The sequence below is a fragment of the Thermogemmatispora carboxidivorans genome (assembly GCF_000702505.1).
In the GTDB taxonomy this organism is placed as follows: Bacteria; Chloroflexota; Ktedonobacteria; order Ktedonobacterales; family Ktedonobacteraceae; genus Thermogemmatispora; species Thermogemmatispora carboxidivorans.
Genome location: NZ_JNIM01000001.1, coordinates 4,249,978 through 4,266,747 on the forward strand (window position 1 = coordinate 4,249,978; position 16,770 = coordinate 4,266,747).

The window sequence follows — 16,770 nt, forward strand, 5'->3', positions numbered from 1 at the left end:
GGCAGCAAAGCAGGGGCAAGATAATAATGATGGTATTATAGTATGACCTTTCTGTCCAGGCAGGATAGGGTATTCTTTTGAATAAAGCGCAAGTGAGAGAGGGGGAATGATTGATGAGTGTCTTTCAGGCTAAGGAGGAAGAATGATGGCAGGCCCGTCGCAGTCAGCCGAGGGCCGGCCTGATGCGTGGCCGCGCCGTAACTGGGCTTTTGCCGAGTACGAGCTAGGGCCAGGTCAGCGCGGGACGCTGGTGGCAGAGAGCAGCCTGCGTGATCTGCCGGGCACAGTACCGACGCCAGCTCCCGAGGCGCGCTACTTTTTTCCCATCCGTCTGGCTCACACGGTTGGGACAGCTCTCCATGAGGCCGATGCTGAGGATAAGCTGCTGAATGAGCTGGCCCGTCGCTTTAATCCGCGCCGCGAGCCGGTCTGTTCTGTCAAAGCCAGGGTACATCTCTACAGTGAGCGTCAGCCTTGCTCAGCGTGCGAGGATCTGATCAGGCAGTTCCGGCGCATGTTTCCTCACGTTGAGCTGACCGTAAACTACGATTTTGAGCCGGTTTTCTAGCCAGGTTGCCGGTCTGCTGGTCCATGTCCATGCCATTCACCCTACCAATCGAGCCGACCAGAGGGGTTGCAGACAGTCCTCCGACCTCAATGACAATGGCAGTCTCGTCTTCTTTGAATTGAAGCAGGGCCGAGGCGAGTCATCTGCTACGGGCCAGCGGGGTCCTCCCAGTGCTGGTCAGGAAAGGAGTCGTTGCTGAATGTATCTGGACCGAGTGCAGGTGCGTGTGCGGCAGTATCCGCAGCTTTACGGGCGCTGGCAGCCTTGCTATCCTTCGTGGGCAAGCTGGCTGGAGCAGCAGCTTGGCCTGCGCTTCCCGCAGGCCTATCGGGAGTTTCTGCTCTGGCTTGGGCACTGGAGCGGCGGTCTGCTCGATGGTATCTCTTGCTGTTGGATGCATCTTGAATTCAATCAGCGCTGGGCGCGCGGCAATCTCGTGGAGCGAGAGCCGCTGCGGCTGCCGACGCTAGTGAATGCGCTGCCACCAGACGCGCTGATCTTCTGGCGCGAGGGCTATGACCGCTTTGCTTTCTTCCGCAGCGGTGAGGGAGATGATCCGCCTGTCTATAGCTGGCAGCGTCTGGCCGACAAGCCAAGTGCCTGGGAGCCTACGGGGAAGAGCTTTGTGACCTTTCTAGAGCAAGAGCTTGAACAGGCGCTGAGGCGTCGGGCAGCGCTGGAGGAAGCGCTGACCCGTCGTACCCCACCGCCGGGCGGTTATCTGGGGCGCGTGCGTGCGCGCTATGAGGCGATGGCCGGGCTGCTTCCGGGTCCTATTGAGGGATGCCCTGAGCAGGAAATAGCTGATCTGGAGCGTGCATTGCGGCGTCGTTTGCCGGCGGCTTATCGCGAGCTGCTCCTTTGGGTAGGCCATCATCACAGTGGTCTCCTCAGCGAGCTGGCAATCTCGATTGATACCCTCTTGCCTTTGCAGCGGCAGGCTCGGGCTTGGCTGCAAGCGGATCGCGTGCCGGTGCGTTTGCCGGACGATGCTTTTGTCTTCTACCAGCGTTACGAGTCGGCCTTTGGCTTCTTCCGTCTGAGTGAGGGGGAGGACCCTCCTGTTTATGGTCATTGATGATCCACGCCAGCCGCGTTTTGAGTGGTGGCATCGTCATCTCAGCGATTTTGTGATGGCTCAGTTAGAGGAAAGTATCGCTTTGGCCGAGCGGCGTTGGCTTTGGGAAAGCCACCAGAGGTAGCGCCCTGTAACTTCTTGATCTCAGATTTTGCCTGTTTTACCTGCAAATAGGGAAAGCCACCTTTAGGCTGGCACCTCCCCCGCCGCTATCATCCCGGCGCAGCTAAACACCCCGAATCGATCCTGAGTGGCTCCTTCTGGCGACAGCCCTCAATCAAGCCCGCTCGCTCCCCCAGTGGCAGCACCGGCAGGCCGGCCCAGCCCCAATACAGCGGACGACGGGCCGCTTCTTCTCTCAGCCTGGCCCTGGCTGCGCGCGCAGAGCAGCACAGAATAGAACAACGTAGACTTGCTAGCGCCTGACAGAGAGCCAGACACTAACGAAATTCTAACGTTCCTCCCACACTCTTCTAACACAGCCTATGGCATCATACGTACTGTGGGGAGGTGTACCATACCACCACAGAGCGGAAGAGGCCACACGCAAGACAACTCGCTAAGACCCGACCACCAACGTGACATACCAGGCTTCCCGGGATCTGCGTAGCTAACATGGAGGTGTGCCATGCCAGTTGAAACCCACAAGGAAACGCTGGGCTTTCAGGCGGAAGTCAAGCAATTGCTTGACATCATGATCCATTCGCTCTATAGCAATAAAGAGATTTTCCTGCGTGAGCTTATCTCTAACGCATCAGATGCCATCGACCGCCTGCGCTTCGACGCGCTCTCAAATCCCGACCTCTATGAGCGTGACGCCGACTTCAAGATCCGCGTCTCCTACGACCGCGACGCGCGCACCATCACGGTAAGCGACAATGGCATTGGCATGTCGCGCGAGGAGGTCATCCAGAATATCGGCACCATCGCCAAGTCGGGCACGCGCGAATTCTTCCAGTCACTGACCGGCGACCAGCGCAAAGATGCCATGCTCATCGGCCAGTTCGGCGTTGGCTTCTACTCCTCGTTCGTGGTAGCCGATCGCGTGACCCTGCTGACACGCCGCGCCGGCCTACCAGCCGAGCAAGGTGTACGCTGGGAGTCCGATGGTCTGGGCGAGTATACGATCGAGACCATTGAGAAGCCGACACGCGGCACCGAGGTTATCTTGCACCTGCGCGAGGGCGAGGATGAGCTGCTCAATGGCTACCGTCTGCGCTCGATCATCCGTAAGTACTCGGACCATATCCAGCTCCCCATCGTGATGAAGGTCGAGGGCAAGGACGAGGAGGAGGTCGTCAATAAAGCTTCGGCTCTGTGGGCCCGCTCGAAGAGCGAGATCAGCGAGCAGGAATACAAGGACTTCTACAAGTACATTTCGCACGACTTCGCCGACCCGCTGGCCTGGGTCCATAGCCACATGGAGGGCACCCACGAGTATACGCTCCTGCTCTTCATTCCCTCACAGGCGCCCTTCGACCTGTGGCTGCGCGAGCGCCATCATGGCGCCAAGCTGTATGTGCGCCGCGTCTATATCATGGACGATATCGAGAATAGGCTGCTGCCGCGTTATCTGCGCTTCGTGCGTGGCGTCATCGACTCCGATGACCTACCCCTCAACGTCTCCCGCGAGATGCTGCAGCAGAACCGTCTGATCGATACGATGCGCGCCACAGCGACTAAGAAGATTCTCGGCCTGCTCAGCGATATGGCCGAGAAGGAGCCAGGCAAGTACGCTATCTTCTGGCGCGAATTCGGGCGCGTGCTCAAAGAGGGCCTGGTCGAAGACCAGACCAATCGCGACCAGATCGCCCGCCTGCTGCGCTTCGCCTCAACGACCAGCGGCCCAGAGCAATCGGTCTCGCTGGAAACCTATGTCTCGCGCAAGAAGGAAGGCCAGGATAAGATCTACTACCTGCTGGCCGAAAGCTACGAAGCCGCCAAGGATAGCCCGCTGCTGGAGATCTTCAAGCAGAAGGGCGTCGAGGTCTTGATCTGGACCGACCCCATCGACCACTTCGTGCAGCACGAGCTGCGGGAATATGGCGGTCTGCCCTTCCAGTCGATTGCACGCGGCGAGGTCGACCTGAGCAAGCTAGAGGATAAGCAGGAGCAGGAGGAACGCCAAAAGAGCGCCGATGAGGTGCGCGACCTGCTGGAGCGCTTCAAGAAGGTCCTCAGCGAGAAGGTCAAGGATGTGCGCACGACAAGCCGCCTGACAACTTCACCCGCCTGCCTGGTAGTCGACGAGGACGGCATCGATCCCAATCTGAAACGCCTGCTGCAGGCCGCTGGCCAGGCCGTGCCCGCCGACAAGCCGATCCTGGAGATTAACCCACAGCACCCGATTATTCAGCGCCTGCGCCACGAGCAGGACGAGGAGCGCTTCGCCGATTGGACCTGGGTGCTCTTCGATCAGGCTGTGCTCAGCAGCGGCGACCAGTTGGAGAACCCGATCAGCTTTGTCAACCGCCTGAACAACCTGCTGACCCGCCTGGGCACAGCATGAGACAGGCCACCGCAACGCCAGCCCGCCAGGGGAGAACCTTCCCCCTGTCCCACAGCTCTGTTTCGCCCGCACCCGCTCGCTACCAACCAGCGGGGCGGGCGAGCTGCTTTCTCCTGATCCCCTGATGACGCCTTTCCCCAGGCTATGCCTGCTCTCCCTTTTGCCTTTGCTGGAGCAGTCGCCTTATCTGGAGCACGGTCTTCCAATTACGCCCCGTGGCTGGACAGCCAAGAGCACGCTCAAGCACAGCAGGCGTCAGCTTCGAGCGCCCGATCCCATTGGCATACCAGATATACAGCTCCTGACCACGTGCCGAGAGCTGGAGCTTCTCGGACCCTGCAGCGGCGAGTCGCCGCAAGGCAGAGGCCCCCTCTGCCATTGGGGTCGCGACCAGGAAGAGCACCACGAGGCGCTCAGGCGCCTGCTCGGCCTCTGACGGGAACGGATTCGCCGCGATGACCTCCTCCAGGTCAGCGGCGCTGCGCAGGGCAACCCGGCTGGCAAAGCCAAACTCCTGGAGGAAGCGCTCCTCAATCTGACAAGCCAGCATCCTGGCGTCACTTTCGTCAGCGCTGAAGAGCACGTTGCCCGTCTGGATATAGGTGCTGACAGCCCGCAGCCCTAGAGACTCGTGCATGGCCTTGAGGGCTGGCATAGAGACCATCCCACGCCCACCCACATTGAGTGCGCGAAAAAAGGCCACATAGGTCGTCATCTCTCTCATGCCCCTTTCATCTCTGCTCGCCAGTTGGCGAATCGTCAGCTTTCTTATTGATATGTTCTGCTTCAGCTCCCAGAGCCAGGAAGAGAGATGATTACCTGGATATACTTAGACAAAAAGAGTGTTAGAGATTGCCTATCTAGCAATTAATCAGTATAGTTGTGGCAGCAATGACAAGGGGGAGAGTCAAAGCGAGGAGGAACAGCGCGCATGTTGTCAGCAGGAAGCGAGATCGCACCAGCGTCACAGCAGACCGGGAACAGACCGCAAGGCCGGCTGATCCTGATCAGGCTTCAGGAAAAAGGCAGGAGTCTGGCGAGGAGTCTGGCGAGGAGTCTGGCGAGGAACTGGCCGCTCTGGCTTTGTCTGGCACTGGCCCTGGCTGTGCGCCTCTTCCTGGCGATTCGCCATAATCCGGTCATCGAAGGAGATGAGGCTCTCACCGGTATTCAAGCGGAGAACATCCTGCACGGCGAGTGGCCAATCTACTACTACGGGCAGCCCTATATGGGGAGCCTGGAAGCCTATATCATTGCGCTGTTTTTTGCCATTGCCGGGCCATCGGTACTGGTCCTGCGCATTGCCATGAGCTGCACTTCACTGCTCCTCGTCTGGCTCACCTGGCGCTTTGGCGAGGCCCTTGCCAGCGAGGCTGGCCTGCGCGCAGGTCCGCGCCGGCTCTTCCTGACAGTGGCGACAGCCATCGCAGCTTTACCCCCTCTCTACGATACTGTCCTGGAACTACGTTCCTACGGCGGCTACACCGAGGCCATGATCGTGATGCTCTGGCTGCTCTGGGCTACGCTGCGTCTAACGCAACGCTGGCAGCAGGGTGCCAGCCGGCCTGAGTTAGCCTGGCGCTGGGCAGGAATCGGTCTGCTCATCGGCCTGGGCCTCTGGATCGATCCCCTGATCATCTATGCCCTGGCCACAATGGTGCTCTGGCTCGCCGGCTTCCTCTGGCAGGCGTGGCCGCGGCAGCAGAAGCAGAGCGAGGGAGACCGGAGCAAGAGCAGTCAATGGGTCCGACTAAAGGCGGGCTTCCTGGCAACGCCAGCGGCACTGCCGTCACTGCTGCTGGGATTGGGACCAGCGCTCATCTACGGCGCACAACAGAGCTGGGAGAATTTTCTCTATATGCTGCACGGCGGACATCCTATCGCCGCCCCAGGCAGCCGGCTCCATATCCTGCGCGAAGTTGTCATCTTCTATGCGCGTTGTATCGCCCCGCGCGTCATTGGCGGCACATTGCCAACCGAGCCTTATGTGACTCAAAATCATCCGGCGATTCTGACACCAGGGCTGGTCATCAATGGCCTGGCAATGACGCTGGCCGCTAGCGCCCTGTTTCTCCCAAGGATCTGGCCCCGGCGAACCGTGCTCTGCCTGCGCCGCCTGACGCTGCTGCCCCTCCTCTTCACGCTCTGCCTGACGCTTATCTATTGCCTCGATCCGCTGGCGGTAGCTAGCGTCTACTCGGGCTGTGGACCGTGGGACCTGACTGGACGCTATGTAGTGCCGCTGGTCATTGTTCTACCGTTCTTCTTGGCATCAGCCGCCACTCTCTGCTGGTACGGCTCCGCCGCAACTGATAGCCAGTCCTTGCCTGGCAGCCCGGCCTCAGCCGCCACCGCTCTGCCAGCCAGGTCACTGACGCTACGACCAGTCAGCAAGTGGCCAGCCTGGCAGTCACTGCTACGCCCCACTCTCCTGCTCCTCCTGCTAGCCTGCTACTTCAGCACGCAGTTCTCGGCCTACGCCGTAGCCAACACACATAACACGTTCGAGACCTCTGGCTGCGTCAAGGCGCCGGGTGACTACACTCCCATCATCGCTTATCTGCGCCAACAGCATATCAGCTACGCCCTGGCAACAGCCTGGGTCGGTAACCCCATTACATTCATCACAAATCAGCAGATCCTGGTGACTGAGCCACGCGCGCGCCTGCCGGAATATAGTCAGCGCGTACTCCACGCCGCCCACTACGCCCTGCTGCTCTTCGTGCGCCAGGACAACAGCCAACCAGCTATTGTACAGGCGCTCCAGCACGAACACTGGCGCTATACAGTGCGGCGCTTCCCGACGGTACCCGGCTGGGAACTCATGGTTGTCATCACTCCCGATCATCATGTCTCACCGACTGATCCCGCCTTCCGACAGGCACTGACTCAGCTCTACAATCGCTGCGAGGAATGAAGAGTCGACCACCTACGTGTCACTCGTCAGTCCGGCAACCCAGCCAGCCAATTGGGACAAAGCAAGGTCCTATTTGCCAGTCCAGGAAAGGTCGATCCTATCCCCTGCCAGAAGGGGCTGTTCCCGCCGTCCCGGGACAGAAATGCCGCCCGGTTGTATTTACGGGCCAGGGATGTTAAACTGAACACTGAACAGACAGGCAATCCGCTGAGCTGAGCAGGTCAGTCAGAAGGAAGACATCGCTTGCTGCGCAAAGATCGCGTCTTTGAAATCTTGCGCGCCATGTGTGCGGAGGCCGCCGCTGCCCCCGAAGGCACGGCGCTCAGGCGCAAGCGAGGGTTCAGCGCCGAAGAAGTCGCGGAACGCGCCGCTATCGATCGCACCAATGCCAGCCGTGACCTCAATCAGTTAGCACAGGAGGGGAAGGTCGAGCGCATTCCTGGCCGCCCTGTCCTGTTCGCTGTCAGGAGCCTCACCCCCCAACCGTCACCGCAGCCGGTCGGGCCAGAGCCATCGTCGGCCAGGGAGTCGCAGCAGAAGCAGACCCAGCAGACGCAGGCCCCAGCGGCCACCCGCCAGCCAGATCTGCCCAAGCTGGTCAGACCAGAGGCTCCCAACAAGCTGCCGGTGGTGGTGGCCTCCATGCAGAGTGGAGCCATAGTTACCAGCTTCGAAACGCTGGTCGGGAGCGACGAAGGACTGAAGGTCGCTATCCAGCAGGCGAAGGCGGCCATGCTCTACCCGCCGCACGGGCTACACACGCTCATCTGCGGCCCCAGCGGCGTGGGCAAGACCACCTTTGCGCGCCTGATGCATGCCTTTGCCATCGAATTCGGGGCCTTACCTCCCAACGCCCCCTTTATCTCCTTCAACTGCGCCGACTATGCCGGCAACCCTCAGCTACTCATGGCCCACCTCTTCGGAGTTGTCCGCGGGGCGTACACCGGGGCCGAGCGCGATCGCCCGGGGCTTGTCGAGCAGGCGAGCGGGGGCATTCTCTTTCTCGACGAAGTGCATCGCCTCCCGCCCGAGGGGCAGGAAATGCTCTTCTACCTGATGGATCGCGAGCGCTTCCGCCGTCTGGGCGACGTTGAAGAGCGGCAGGCCAGCATTCTGCTCATCGCCGCCACCACCGAGGACCCCAGCGTCACCTTGCTACCGACCTTCCGCCGGCGCATCCCCATGCTCATCACCCTGCCCGGTCTGGCCGAGCGCTCGATGCAGGAGCGCTACGCCCTCATCCGTGCCTTCTTCACCACCGAATGCAGCAGCATTGGCGCCAACATCCATATTGAACCCCAGGTCATCCAGGCCCTCCTACTCTACGAATGCCCCGGCAACATTGGACAACTACGCACCGACATCCAGCTCCTCTGCGCCCGCGCCTATCTCGACTACCGCACGCGCAATCTCAGCGAGCTGCACGTCGATGTGAGCATCCTGCCCGACCACGTGCGTCGTGGCCTGCTGCGCACCGCTGAGCTGCAGCGCTCGCTGGAGCCGTTGCTTGACGTCCTCAAGGTCACCCACATCTTCACCCCCACCGGCCTCAGCCTCGACGTCTTGCCGCACTCGGCCCGCGATCTCTACGAGACCATCAGCCAGGAAGTGCGCTCGCTGCGCCGCAGCGGCCTCACCGACAGCGAAGTCAATCGTCTCCTGCAGCTAGAGATCCAGCACTACTTCCAGCGCTTCGCCGACGAAGTGACACGCGCCCGTCAGGAGGCGGCCCCCCACCTGGTCGACGAGCAGGTCGCCGCCGCCTGTCGCGCCGTAGTCGATTACGCTGCTCAGCGCCTGGAGCGCGACCTGCCCGAGAAACTGGCCCTCGTTCTGGCCATGCACGTCACCAGCACGCTGGAGCACCTGGCCCGCGGCCATCAGGTCCCCGCCTCCGTCATCGAATCCGTAGCCGAAACTTATCCCCGCGAATATGAGGTAGCGCGCGCCGCCCTGGCTCAATTGCGCAACGCCCTGCAGGCCCCACTGCCCGAGAGCGAGGTCGATGTGCTGGCCGTGCTTCTCGCCCATGCCGATAGCCTGCTCAGCAGCGAGCAGCCCGGGGTCGGTATTGTGGTCGCCGCCCACGGGCGCGGCATCGCCGCCGGCCTGGCCGAGCTGGCCAATACCCTGGTCGGCGTCAGAACGGTGCGCTGGGTCGAGCTGTCGCTGGAGCAGTCACCCGACGAGCTGGTGGCCCAGGTCGCCAGTTGGGTGCGCGTGGCCGACCAGGGGGCCGGCGTTCTGCTCCTCGTCGACTTTGTCTCTTTGCTCTCCCTGAGTGAGCTAGTCGAGCAACAGACCGGCGTGCGCGTACGCACGGTCTCCGACGTCAGCGCCCCTCTGGTGATCGAGGCGGTGCGCCGCGCTCAGCGCTCGCGCGATCTGAGTCTCGACCAATTGGCCGAGAGCCTGACCCTCAATCGCGCCATCAGCAGCCGCAGCAGCAGCCGCGAGCGCCACACTGAGCCGCTGCCTACTGGCAGCTCAGAAGGCTCCAGCCGCGAGGCCGGGCGCGTGATTCTCTCAGTGTGTCTGACCGGCTTCGGCAGCGCAGCCAAGATTGCCGAGCTGATCAATGAAGCCCTGCCCGGCCTGCACAAGCAGGGGATCGATATCCTTTGCATGGACATGACGCTCTCCTACAAGACGCGCGAGGACATCCAGCAACTCGTCGGCAATCGCCAGGTGATTGCCGTCGTAGGTACCATTAACCCACACCTGGACGACTATCCCTTCATTCCCTTGACGGATCTGCTCTTCGGCGACGGCCTGGCCCGCCTGCGCACCTTGCTTGGCGAGACGCTCATCGATCCGGCCCTGCTGCAGGCCGGGCGCGAGCAGGAGCCAGTGATGACGACCTCGCTTCCACTACCCCTGACCAGCGCGGTGGCAGCGGGCTACGCTCCTCTGGGGGAAGCCCTGAGCGACGGCAACGGGACCCAGGCGCATCAGACTCAGCTCTTCTCACGCCGCGCCGATCTGGTGCGCCAGCTCACGGAGACCCTCAACCAGCGCATGATTTTCCTCAATCCGACCCGCGTTATGCCCCTGCTCGATCGAATGATCGAACTGATCGAGGTCGAGGTCGGCGAGAGCTTCCCGATGGAAGTCCTGGCCGGCCTGATGCTCCACCTGGCCTGTATCCTGGAGCGCGGCGTCCCCTACAAAGGAATGCTGATAAGCGACGCAGTGCGCCGCCTGGTCGAGCAGCAGTTTGCTCGCGACCTCTCGATCTGTCGCCACGCCCTGCAGCTCTTGGGAGAGCAGGTCGGGCGCTTCCTCCCCGATGAAGAGGCCTACAATATCGTCTGCATCCTGCGCCAGCTTGATATCTTCGCCGCCCGCTCCTGATCACCCCCGACGGCTTTCAGCCCCACCTCAGACCTGGTGTGCGGCCTTGGCACCGGGACCGCGCACGCACCATATCCCGCTGAACTACGTATAATAAGGGCAAAAGGAAGTAGAGAGCACCCTTAGTCGAGCGAGCGACATCTCTCAAAGGAGCCAGGGACCTGCTTGGCCTGCCGGAATGCCTGTCAGCGATGCTGTCCAGCCCAATAATACAGCCTGGCTGGCACAGCCGGGCTGAGTGCAACCCATCCATCGCCGTCCAGGTAGCAGGTGGTGCGTCCCTCTAGTGTGCTATCTGTGCTACACAGATTTCTGGCATAGTTCTTGCTAAAGAGAAGAGTGACCCCGCAGCGCGGTGGTAAGCACGGACCTTCTGCTCTCCGCCGGGGAGCCTGACCCTGGTTGGAACTCAGGATCAGGACAGGCAGGACAGGAGCAGGCGAGAGAGGGAAAGGGAGGCGAGCCAGCGTGCGGCGGGAAGGAGCGAGCATGATCCGAGTCCTGATTGTCTGCAGCTGGGGCATGTCCACCAGCCTGCTGGTGGAAAGCATGCTTGAAGCAGCAGCGGCACGCAACTGCACACTCAGCGTCGAGGCATTGAGCGCCGGCGAATATATGGACCGGCTGGACGAGTGCGATGTTGTACTCATCGCTCCGCAGATTCGCCATCTGCGCAAGAGCATCGAAAAGCTGGCGCAGGAAGCCAGCAAGCCCGTGGCCTTGATCGAGCCATTTCACTATGCAACGATGAACGGCGAGGCCGTGCTGGAGCAAGTGCTCTTGCTCCTGCAAGGGACGCAGGAAGGTCAGGCACAGCCATGAATGCGATGATCGAGAAGAGCAGCGCCTGGTTTGAGCGCTATCTGGTACCACCGCTGAGCGCGATCGCCAGCAATATCTACCTGCAGGCGATTCGCGACGCCTTCATCATCTTCACGCTCCCGCTGATCATCGCGGGCAGCATCTTTCTGATCATCGCCAACCCACCTATTCCAGCCTTTGCCCAATTTCTGCAGGCCCATGCTGGCATTCAGAATGCCATTTTGGTGCCTTTCAACCTGTCCTTTGGGCTTATGGCGCTTTTCCTGGCCTTCGGCGTCGCCTACAGCGTCGCCCAGTACCGGCGCACCGAGCCGGTCCAGCCGGGTGTCCTGGCGATGGTCCTCTTCCTGGTCGCCAGCATGCCGGTCACCAACCTCAACAGCCTGACGCTGGGCACCATCCTGCCCTATCTCGGCGGTCAGGGCCTGCTCATCGCCATCCTGATCGGCATCCTCTCCAGCGAGGTCATGCGCTGGTTCCGCAGCTCCCGCTATACCATCCGTCTGCCGAAGAGCGTGCCCGCTAACGTCAAGCGCGCCTTCGAGGCCCTGGTGCCAGCCGTGCTGCTCATCACGGCCATCTGGCTGCTGGAGTGGTTCGTCAGCTCGCATACAGTGACGACCACCGACAGCAGCGGCCATCGCGTGACGCTGCAATTGACCCTGCCGATCTTGCTGATGAAGGTCTTTGAGCCGTTGGTGGTGGTGCAGGACAGTTATCCAGCGGCCCTGCTGGAGATCATCTTGATGATGCTGCTGTGGTCGGTGGGCATCCACGGGATGAATATCGTGACGGCGATCGCGGCCCCTTTCTGGTTCAGTACCCTGGCCGCCAATGCCGCTGCCGGCCCGGCCCACGCCCACGGCATCGTCACTGAGCCGTTCTTCCACATTTTTGCCCACCTGGGCGGCTCAGGCGCCACCTGGCCACTGGTGATCTATATGCTACGCTCGCGCTCGGCCCAGTTGCGTACCGTTGGCAAGGTCGCCCTGGGACCGGCGATTTTCAATATCAATGAGCCAGTCACGTTCGGGGTCCCAATGGCGCTGAACCCGCTGATGATGATCCCCTTCGTGCTGGTTCCCGTCACCATCGTCACCATCAATTACCTGGCCTTCTCTTTCGGCCTGGTCCATGTACCGATGGTGATGCAGCCCTTCACCGTTCCCGTCGGAATCAGCGGCTTCGTGGCTAGCGGGGGCGACATTCGAGGCAGCCTCCTGCAGTTCTTCGATCTCGCTGTTTCCGCTGTGCTCTATTATCCCTTCTTTAAAGCCTGGGAACGCATCTTGATCGCCCGCGAAGAGGCAGCGGCCCGCGGCGAAAGCGAGCGCGCCACCGCGACGGCAGGTCTGCCTTCGGCCAGCAGCGGCGTGCGCCGCGGCGCTATGAGCCGCTAGCCAGGGCCTGGGGCACCGGGTATCGACTGGAACATTCTGGCCGTCCCGCTCTGCCCCGCCCGCGCATCCGTTCGCTCGCCTCCGAGCGTCGGCGAGATGATCGAGATGATCAGGAAAGAAAGGAGGTTGGCATCTCTCCCGGCAGGAGAGGGAGCACTGCATCCCCTTCCTGACCCGGTGGCAAGGTCTGTCTGGCCTTCATGTCACTGAAGACAGACATACGAGCGAACAAACGGACAAAAGCACGAGCGTTGTTTTCTTGCTCATGCGCCTGACGCGGGCGCCGTCGGCCTCGCGCAAGTGGGCTGGCGCGCTGCGGCCAGAGCCAATGCCGGCGCGCTTCGCTTACCCCTTTGAGGGCAGCGAGGAGTCATCTTCAGTGAGGCAGGCGCTACGCTGCTGCTCAGCGATAGCCTGTCTCGCGACCAGGCAATGCCTGCTATCTCGCTCAGTGCATAGAGTTCTCTACGAAAGGATAGGGTGCGAACAATGACGTTATTTAGTGGACAGCGCAGATTTGCTGCGATAGCGATCACGCTGCTCTTATCTCTCCTTCTGGCCGCCTGTGGTAGCAGTGGCAGCACTGGCGGCACGTCGTCCTCCGGGGCAGCCAATGGCAAAGGGTGCATGAAGATCGGCATTCTGCTCCCGGAGACAGCCACCTCGGAGCGCTGGGACGCCAAGGATAAGCCAGCTCTGATCAACGGTATCAAGGCTGCCTTGCCTGGGGCAACTGTTGACTACAACAACGCCGAGGGCAATAAGGATGAGCAGCTCAACCAGGCCGAGGCTGACCTGACGCGCGGCGACTGCATCCTGGTGGTGGGCGCCGTCAATAGCGATGCCGCCGCCGCCATCGTGGCGAAGGCCAAGCAGCAGGGCGTACCGGTCATCGCCTACGACCGCCTGATCCAGTCCAAGGACCTGGCATACTATGTCTCCTTCGATAACGTGCGCGTCGGCTACCTGCAGGGCCAGTACATCGTCCAGCATCATCAAAAGGGCGACCGTGTCGTGATGATCAACGGCTCGCAGACCGATAACAATGCCATCCTCTTCCGCCAGGGTGCCCACCAGGCACTTGATCCTCTCTTCCAGAGCGGCGAACTGAAACTGGTCTACGAGACCTATACGCCTGGCTGGGATAACGATACGGCTCGTACCGAGATGGATCAGGCTCTGACGGCCAACCAGAACAACATCCAGATCGCCTACGTGGCCAACGATGGAATGGCCAACTCGGTAATCGCCGCCCTCAAGGCTCAGCACCTGGACAAGAAGGTCCTGGTTACCGGTCAGGATGCCACTGTCGCCGGTATCCAGAATATCCTGACGGGCGAGCAGGCCATGACGGTCTATAAGGCCATCACCAAGGAGGCCAATGCCACCGCCCAGCTTGTGGCGGCTATCAGCAAAGGGGAAGATACCTCGAAGCTGGTCAACGGCCAGACGAAGACCAAGGATGGCGGCAATATTCCGTCGGTCCTGGAGACACCGGTTGCTGTCGATAAGTCCAACATCGCTTCGACAGTGCTGGCCGATGGCTTCGTGACCAAAGAGCAGATCTGTCAGGGTCTCCCAGCAGGGACCGGAGGCATCTGCTAATCCCCTTCTCCCTGGCTGTCTGCCTGCCGCTGCATGGTTCGCAGTGGGCTGCTCTCGATCCCGCTGCTGCTATATAATAGCAGTACAGACTGCGACAGCAGCTGCGAATCACCGGCAGGCGAAACGGGCATGATTACCAGCTCATCGGTGAGCAGGGCGCCCGGTCAGTCGGCCATCAGGCCTGTCTGCCTTTCCCATTGCTCGCCGATGAGCCATGTGTGTCACTAGTTTGCTCATTGTGGAGGCCACATGGCAGACAGTTCTATCAGTACACCAACCGCTCCTTCGCGGCCCGGCCAGACGGGCGTGGCAGAGCCACGCCTGCGCCTGACCGGTATCAGTAAGACCTTTGGGGCCGTGCAGGCCCTTTCAAATGTCGACTTCGAGGTCCACGCTGGTGAGGTCGTCGGCCTCGTGGGCGACAATGGCGCCGGTAAATCGACGCTGGTCAAGATCATCTCCGGCGTCGAGCAGGCCGACAGCGGCGAGATCTTCCTGGAGGGCACACCGGTTAAGATCACCGGCCCCAGTGTAGCAACGCGCCTGGGGATCGAAACCGTTTATCAGGACCTGGCGCTCTGCGATAATCTCGATGTAGTTGCTAATCTCTTCCTTGGCCACGAGGAACTCGATATCTGGCCTGCGCTCTCTGAGGTGCACATGGAGCGCGAGGCGCTGCGCGTGCTCAGCGTGCTCGATGTCAAGATCCCCTCGGTGCGCGTGCCGGTCTCGCTGCTCTCGGGCGGTCAACGTCAGTCGATCGCGGTCGCTAAGACGATCCTGCGCCAGGCCAGGGTGGTGCTTCTGGACGAGCCGACGGCAGCTTTGGGCGTGGCCCAGACGCGCCAGGTGCTCAATCTGATCAAGCGCTTGCGCGAGCAGGGCCTGGCCGTGGTGGTGATCTCTCATAACCTGGCCGATGTTTTTGAGGTCGTGGACCGTGTGATCGTGCTGCGCCTGGGGCGGCGCGTGGCAACCTTCGATGTGAAGTCGGCGACGCCTGAGCGCGTGGTGGCGGCCATCACCGGCGCAGAGTTTGGCGCTGAGGTGGACGCGAATGGTTCGAATGGAGGAGGTTCACAGTCATGAGCGAAGCTGTGAAGCAGAAGCAACCGGCTCCGACGACCAGCGTTGAGGCGCCTTCCAGGTTGCCCCGTCCCACGGTGGGCCAGCTCCTGCGCACCGATCTGGGCTTTGTGCCCGTGCTGCTAACGCTGTTGGTCATCGCCGCCTACTTTGCCTTGACAACTGGCGGCCTCTTTTTGACGCCGCGCAACCTCTCGAACCTGGTGCTGCAGATTACGCAGATCGGCGTGTTGGCTCTGGGCAGTACGCTGGTGCTGCTGCTCGGTGAGATCGATCTGTCGGTGGCAGCGGTGAGTACGCTCTGCGCGGTGGTGATGGGCGTGCTGACCGAGCGCCAGGGCATGCCTGCAGGTTGGGCGATCCTGGCCGCGCTGGTGACAGGCGCCCTCGCGGGCCTCATCAATGGCTTGCTGGTCGCCTTTATCCGCATTCCTTCGTTTATTGTGACGCTGGCGGCCTCTATCGGCTATTCTGGTCTCTTGCTCTACCTGCTCGCCGGACAGAGCACGCTGATTATCCACGACGCCTTCATTGTCTCGCTGGCGAATAACTACTTGCCGGATGCCCTGGGCGTCGGCTTGCCAACGCTGGCGCTCTTGCTCTATATTGGGTTTGTGGTGCTCAACTATGTGCGTCGCCGGCAGGCGGGCCTGCGCACGCAACCACTGGCGCGCTTGCTCCTGCAGATCGTCATTGTGGCGGTAATCGTCGAAGGGGCGGTGGCCCTCTTCGAGTCCTACCTGGGCGTGCCTCAGTCGGTGGTGTTCTTGACCGGATTAATCTTGCTCTGCTGGCTCTTGCTGACGAAGACACCCTTTGGTCGCTATGTCTATGCCGTCGGCGGCAATGCCGAGGCGGCGCGCCGCGCGGGTATCAATGTACCGCTGATTCGGGTGGCAGTCTTTACGATGTGTTCGACGCTGGCGGCCATTGGTGGCGTGCTGGCGGCTTCGCGCGGTCTGGCGGTGGCCAGTCAGATTGATCCAACTCTGCTGCTCGATTCGATCGCGGCGGCGGTGATTGGCGGCGTGAGTCTCTTCGGCGGCAAAGGCTCGGTCTGGTCCTTGATTCTCGGCGCGCTGATCATCGGTAGCCTGGAGAATGGTCTCGACTTGAAGAGCCAGGGCACCGACGTGAAGGAGATGGTGGAGGGCGTGGTTCTGGTGATCGCAGTGGCAGCCGACGCCCTGATTCGTCGCGCTCAGGCTCGCCGTGGCCGCTAGGTCGTCCGCTGCCTGCTACAGAGCGCAGCGAGATCTGCGCTGATCAACCAGCGGCTGACCTCGATCACGGTCCCGATCCAGCAATGATGCACACGCCTCGCTCGCTGGCTGGCTCGCTCCGACTCCACGGCGAGGCGCTGGCCCGGGGCCATCTGCAGGCCAGAGAGAAGGGATCGACGTCCCACCTGTCGCTCGCTGCACTGATCGT

The 16,770-nt window shown here is 61.4% G+C and carries 13 protein-coding genes; 11 read left to right on the plus strand and 2 right to left on the minus strand.

What is annotated here, in order from left to right; genetic code table 11:
* Positions 1-142: 142 nt before the first annotated feature.
* The 4 genes from N688_RS16675 to htpG all read left to right on the plus strand — a co-directional run bounded on the left by N688_RS16675 (position 143) and on the right by htpG (position 4,155).
* Complete coding sequence (locus N688_RS16675) at positions 143-568, plus strand: deaminase domain-containing protein (protein ID WP_081838942.1); 426 nt, start codon at positions 143-145, stop codon at positions 566-568.
* A 199-nt stretch (positions 569-767) separates the two neighbouring features.
* Complete coding sequence (locus tag N688_RS16680) at positions 768-1,646, plus strand: SMI1/KNR4 family protein (protein WP_052890338.1); 879 nt, start codon at positions 768-770, stop codon at positions 1,644-1,646.
* The gene (locus tag N688_RS23820; protein ID WP_272945045.1) at positions 1,636-1,770 is read left to right on the plus strand and encodes a hypothetical protein; all 135 of its coding nucleotides are present in this window, start codon (positions 1,636-1,638) and stop codon (positions 1,768-1,770) included. The genes N688_RS16680 and N688_RS23820 overlap by 11 nt, the downstream gene beginning before the upstream one ends.
* A 504-nt stretch (positions 1,771-2,274) precedes the next feature.
* Positions 2,275-4,155 (plus strand): molecular chaperone HtpG, encoded by a 1,881-nt coding sequence (gene htpG / locus N688_RS16685; protein ID WP_052890339.1) that lies wholly within the window; start codon positions 2,275-2,277, stop codon positions 4,153-4,155.
* A 142-nt stretch (positions 4,156-4,297) separates the two neighbouring features.
* On the opposite strand, the gene N688_RS16690 is transcribed toward htpG, so the two are convergent.
* A complete protein-coding gene (locus tag N688_RS16690) occupies positions 4,298-4,879 on the minus strand; it encodes a DUF1697 domain-containing protein (RefSeq protein ID WP_052890340.1) in 582 nt (193 codons plus the stop codon).
* 207 nt (positions 4,880-5,086) lie between these two features.
* Between N688_RS16690 and N688_RS16695 the strand changes: the two genes are divergently transcribed.
* The 7 genes from N688_RS16695 to N688_RS16730 all read left to right on the plus strand — a co-directional run bounded on the left by N688_RS16695 (position 5,087) and on the right by N688_RS16730 (position 16,562).
* The gene (locus tag N688_RS16695; protein WP_052890341.1) at positions 5,087-7,072 is read left to right on the plus strand and encodes a glycosyltransferase family protein; all 1,986 of its coding nucleotides are present in this window, start codon (positions 5,087-5,089) and stop codon (positions 7,070-7,072) included.
* Between the two features lie 243 nt (positions 7,073-7,315).
* Positions 7,316-10,426: a sigma-54-dependent transcriptional regulator gene (locus N688_RS16700; RefSeq protein ID WP_052890342.1), complete on the plus strand. Its 3,111-nt coding sequence runs from the start codon at positions 7,316-7,318 to the stop codon at positions 10,424-10,426.
* A gap of 489 nt (positions 10,427-10,915) precedes the next feature.
* Positions 10,916-11,248: a PTS sugar transporter subunit IIB gene (locus N688_RS16710; protein WP_052890344.1), complete on the plus strand. Its 333-nt coding sequence runs from the start codon at positions 10,916-10,918 to the stop codon at positions 11,246-11,248.
* Positions 11,245-12,648, plus strand: coding sequence for a PTS sugar transporter subunit IIC (locus N688_RS16715; protein WP_081838943.1), 1,404 nt, complete (start codon positions 11,245-11,247; stop codon positions 12,646-12,648). The genes N688_RS16710 and N688_RS16715 overlap by 4 nt, the downstream gene beginning before the upstream one ends.
* A gap of 489 nt (positions 12,649-13,137) precedes the next feature.
* Positions 13,138-14,253, plus strand: a complete 1,116-nt coding sequence (locus N688_RS16720; protein WP_052890345.1) for a sugar ABC transporter substrate-binding protein — start codon at positions 13,138-13,140, stop codon at positions 14,251-14,253.
* A 306-nt stretch (positions 14,254-14,559) separates the two neighbouring features.
* Positions 14,560-15,342, plus strand: a complete 783-nt coding sequence (locus tag N688_RS16725) for an ATP-binding cassette domain-containing protein (RefSeq protein ID WP_052891537.1) — start codon at positions 14,560-14,562, stop codon at positions 15,340-15,342.
* The gene (locus tag N688_RS16730) at positions 15,339-16,562 is read left to right on the plus strand and encodes a sugar ABC transporter permease (protein WP_052890346.1); all 1,224 of its coding nucleotides are present in this window, start codon (positions 15,339-15,341) and stop codon (positions 16,560-16,562) included. Before N688_RS16725 ends, N688_RS16730 begins: the two co-directional genes overlap by 4 nt.
* Here N688_RS16730 and N688_RS23265 read toward each other — a convergent pair.
* Entirely contained in the window at positions 16,559-16,747 is a 189-nt protein-coding gene (locus N688_RS23265; protein WP_162179581.1) for a hypothetical protein, read from the minus strand. The two genes, N688_RS16730 and N688_RS23265, sit on opposite strands and share 4 nt — an antisense overlap.
* Positions 16,748-16,770 lie beyond the last annotated feature (23 nt).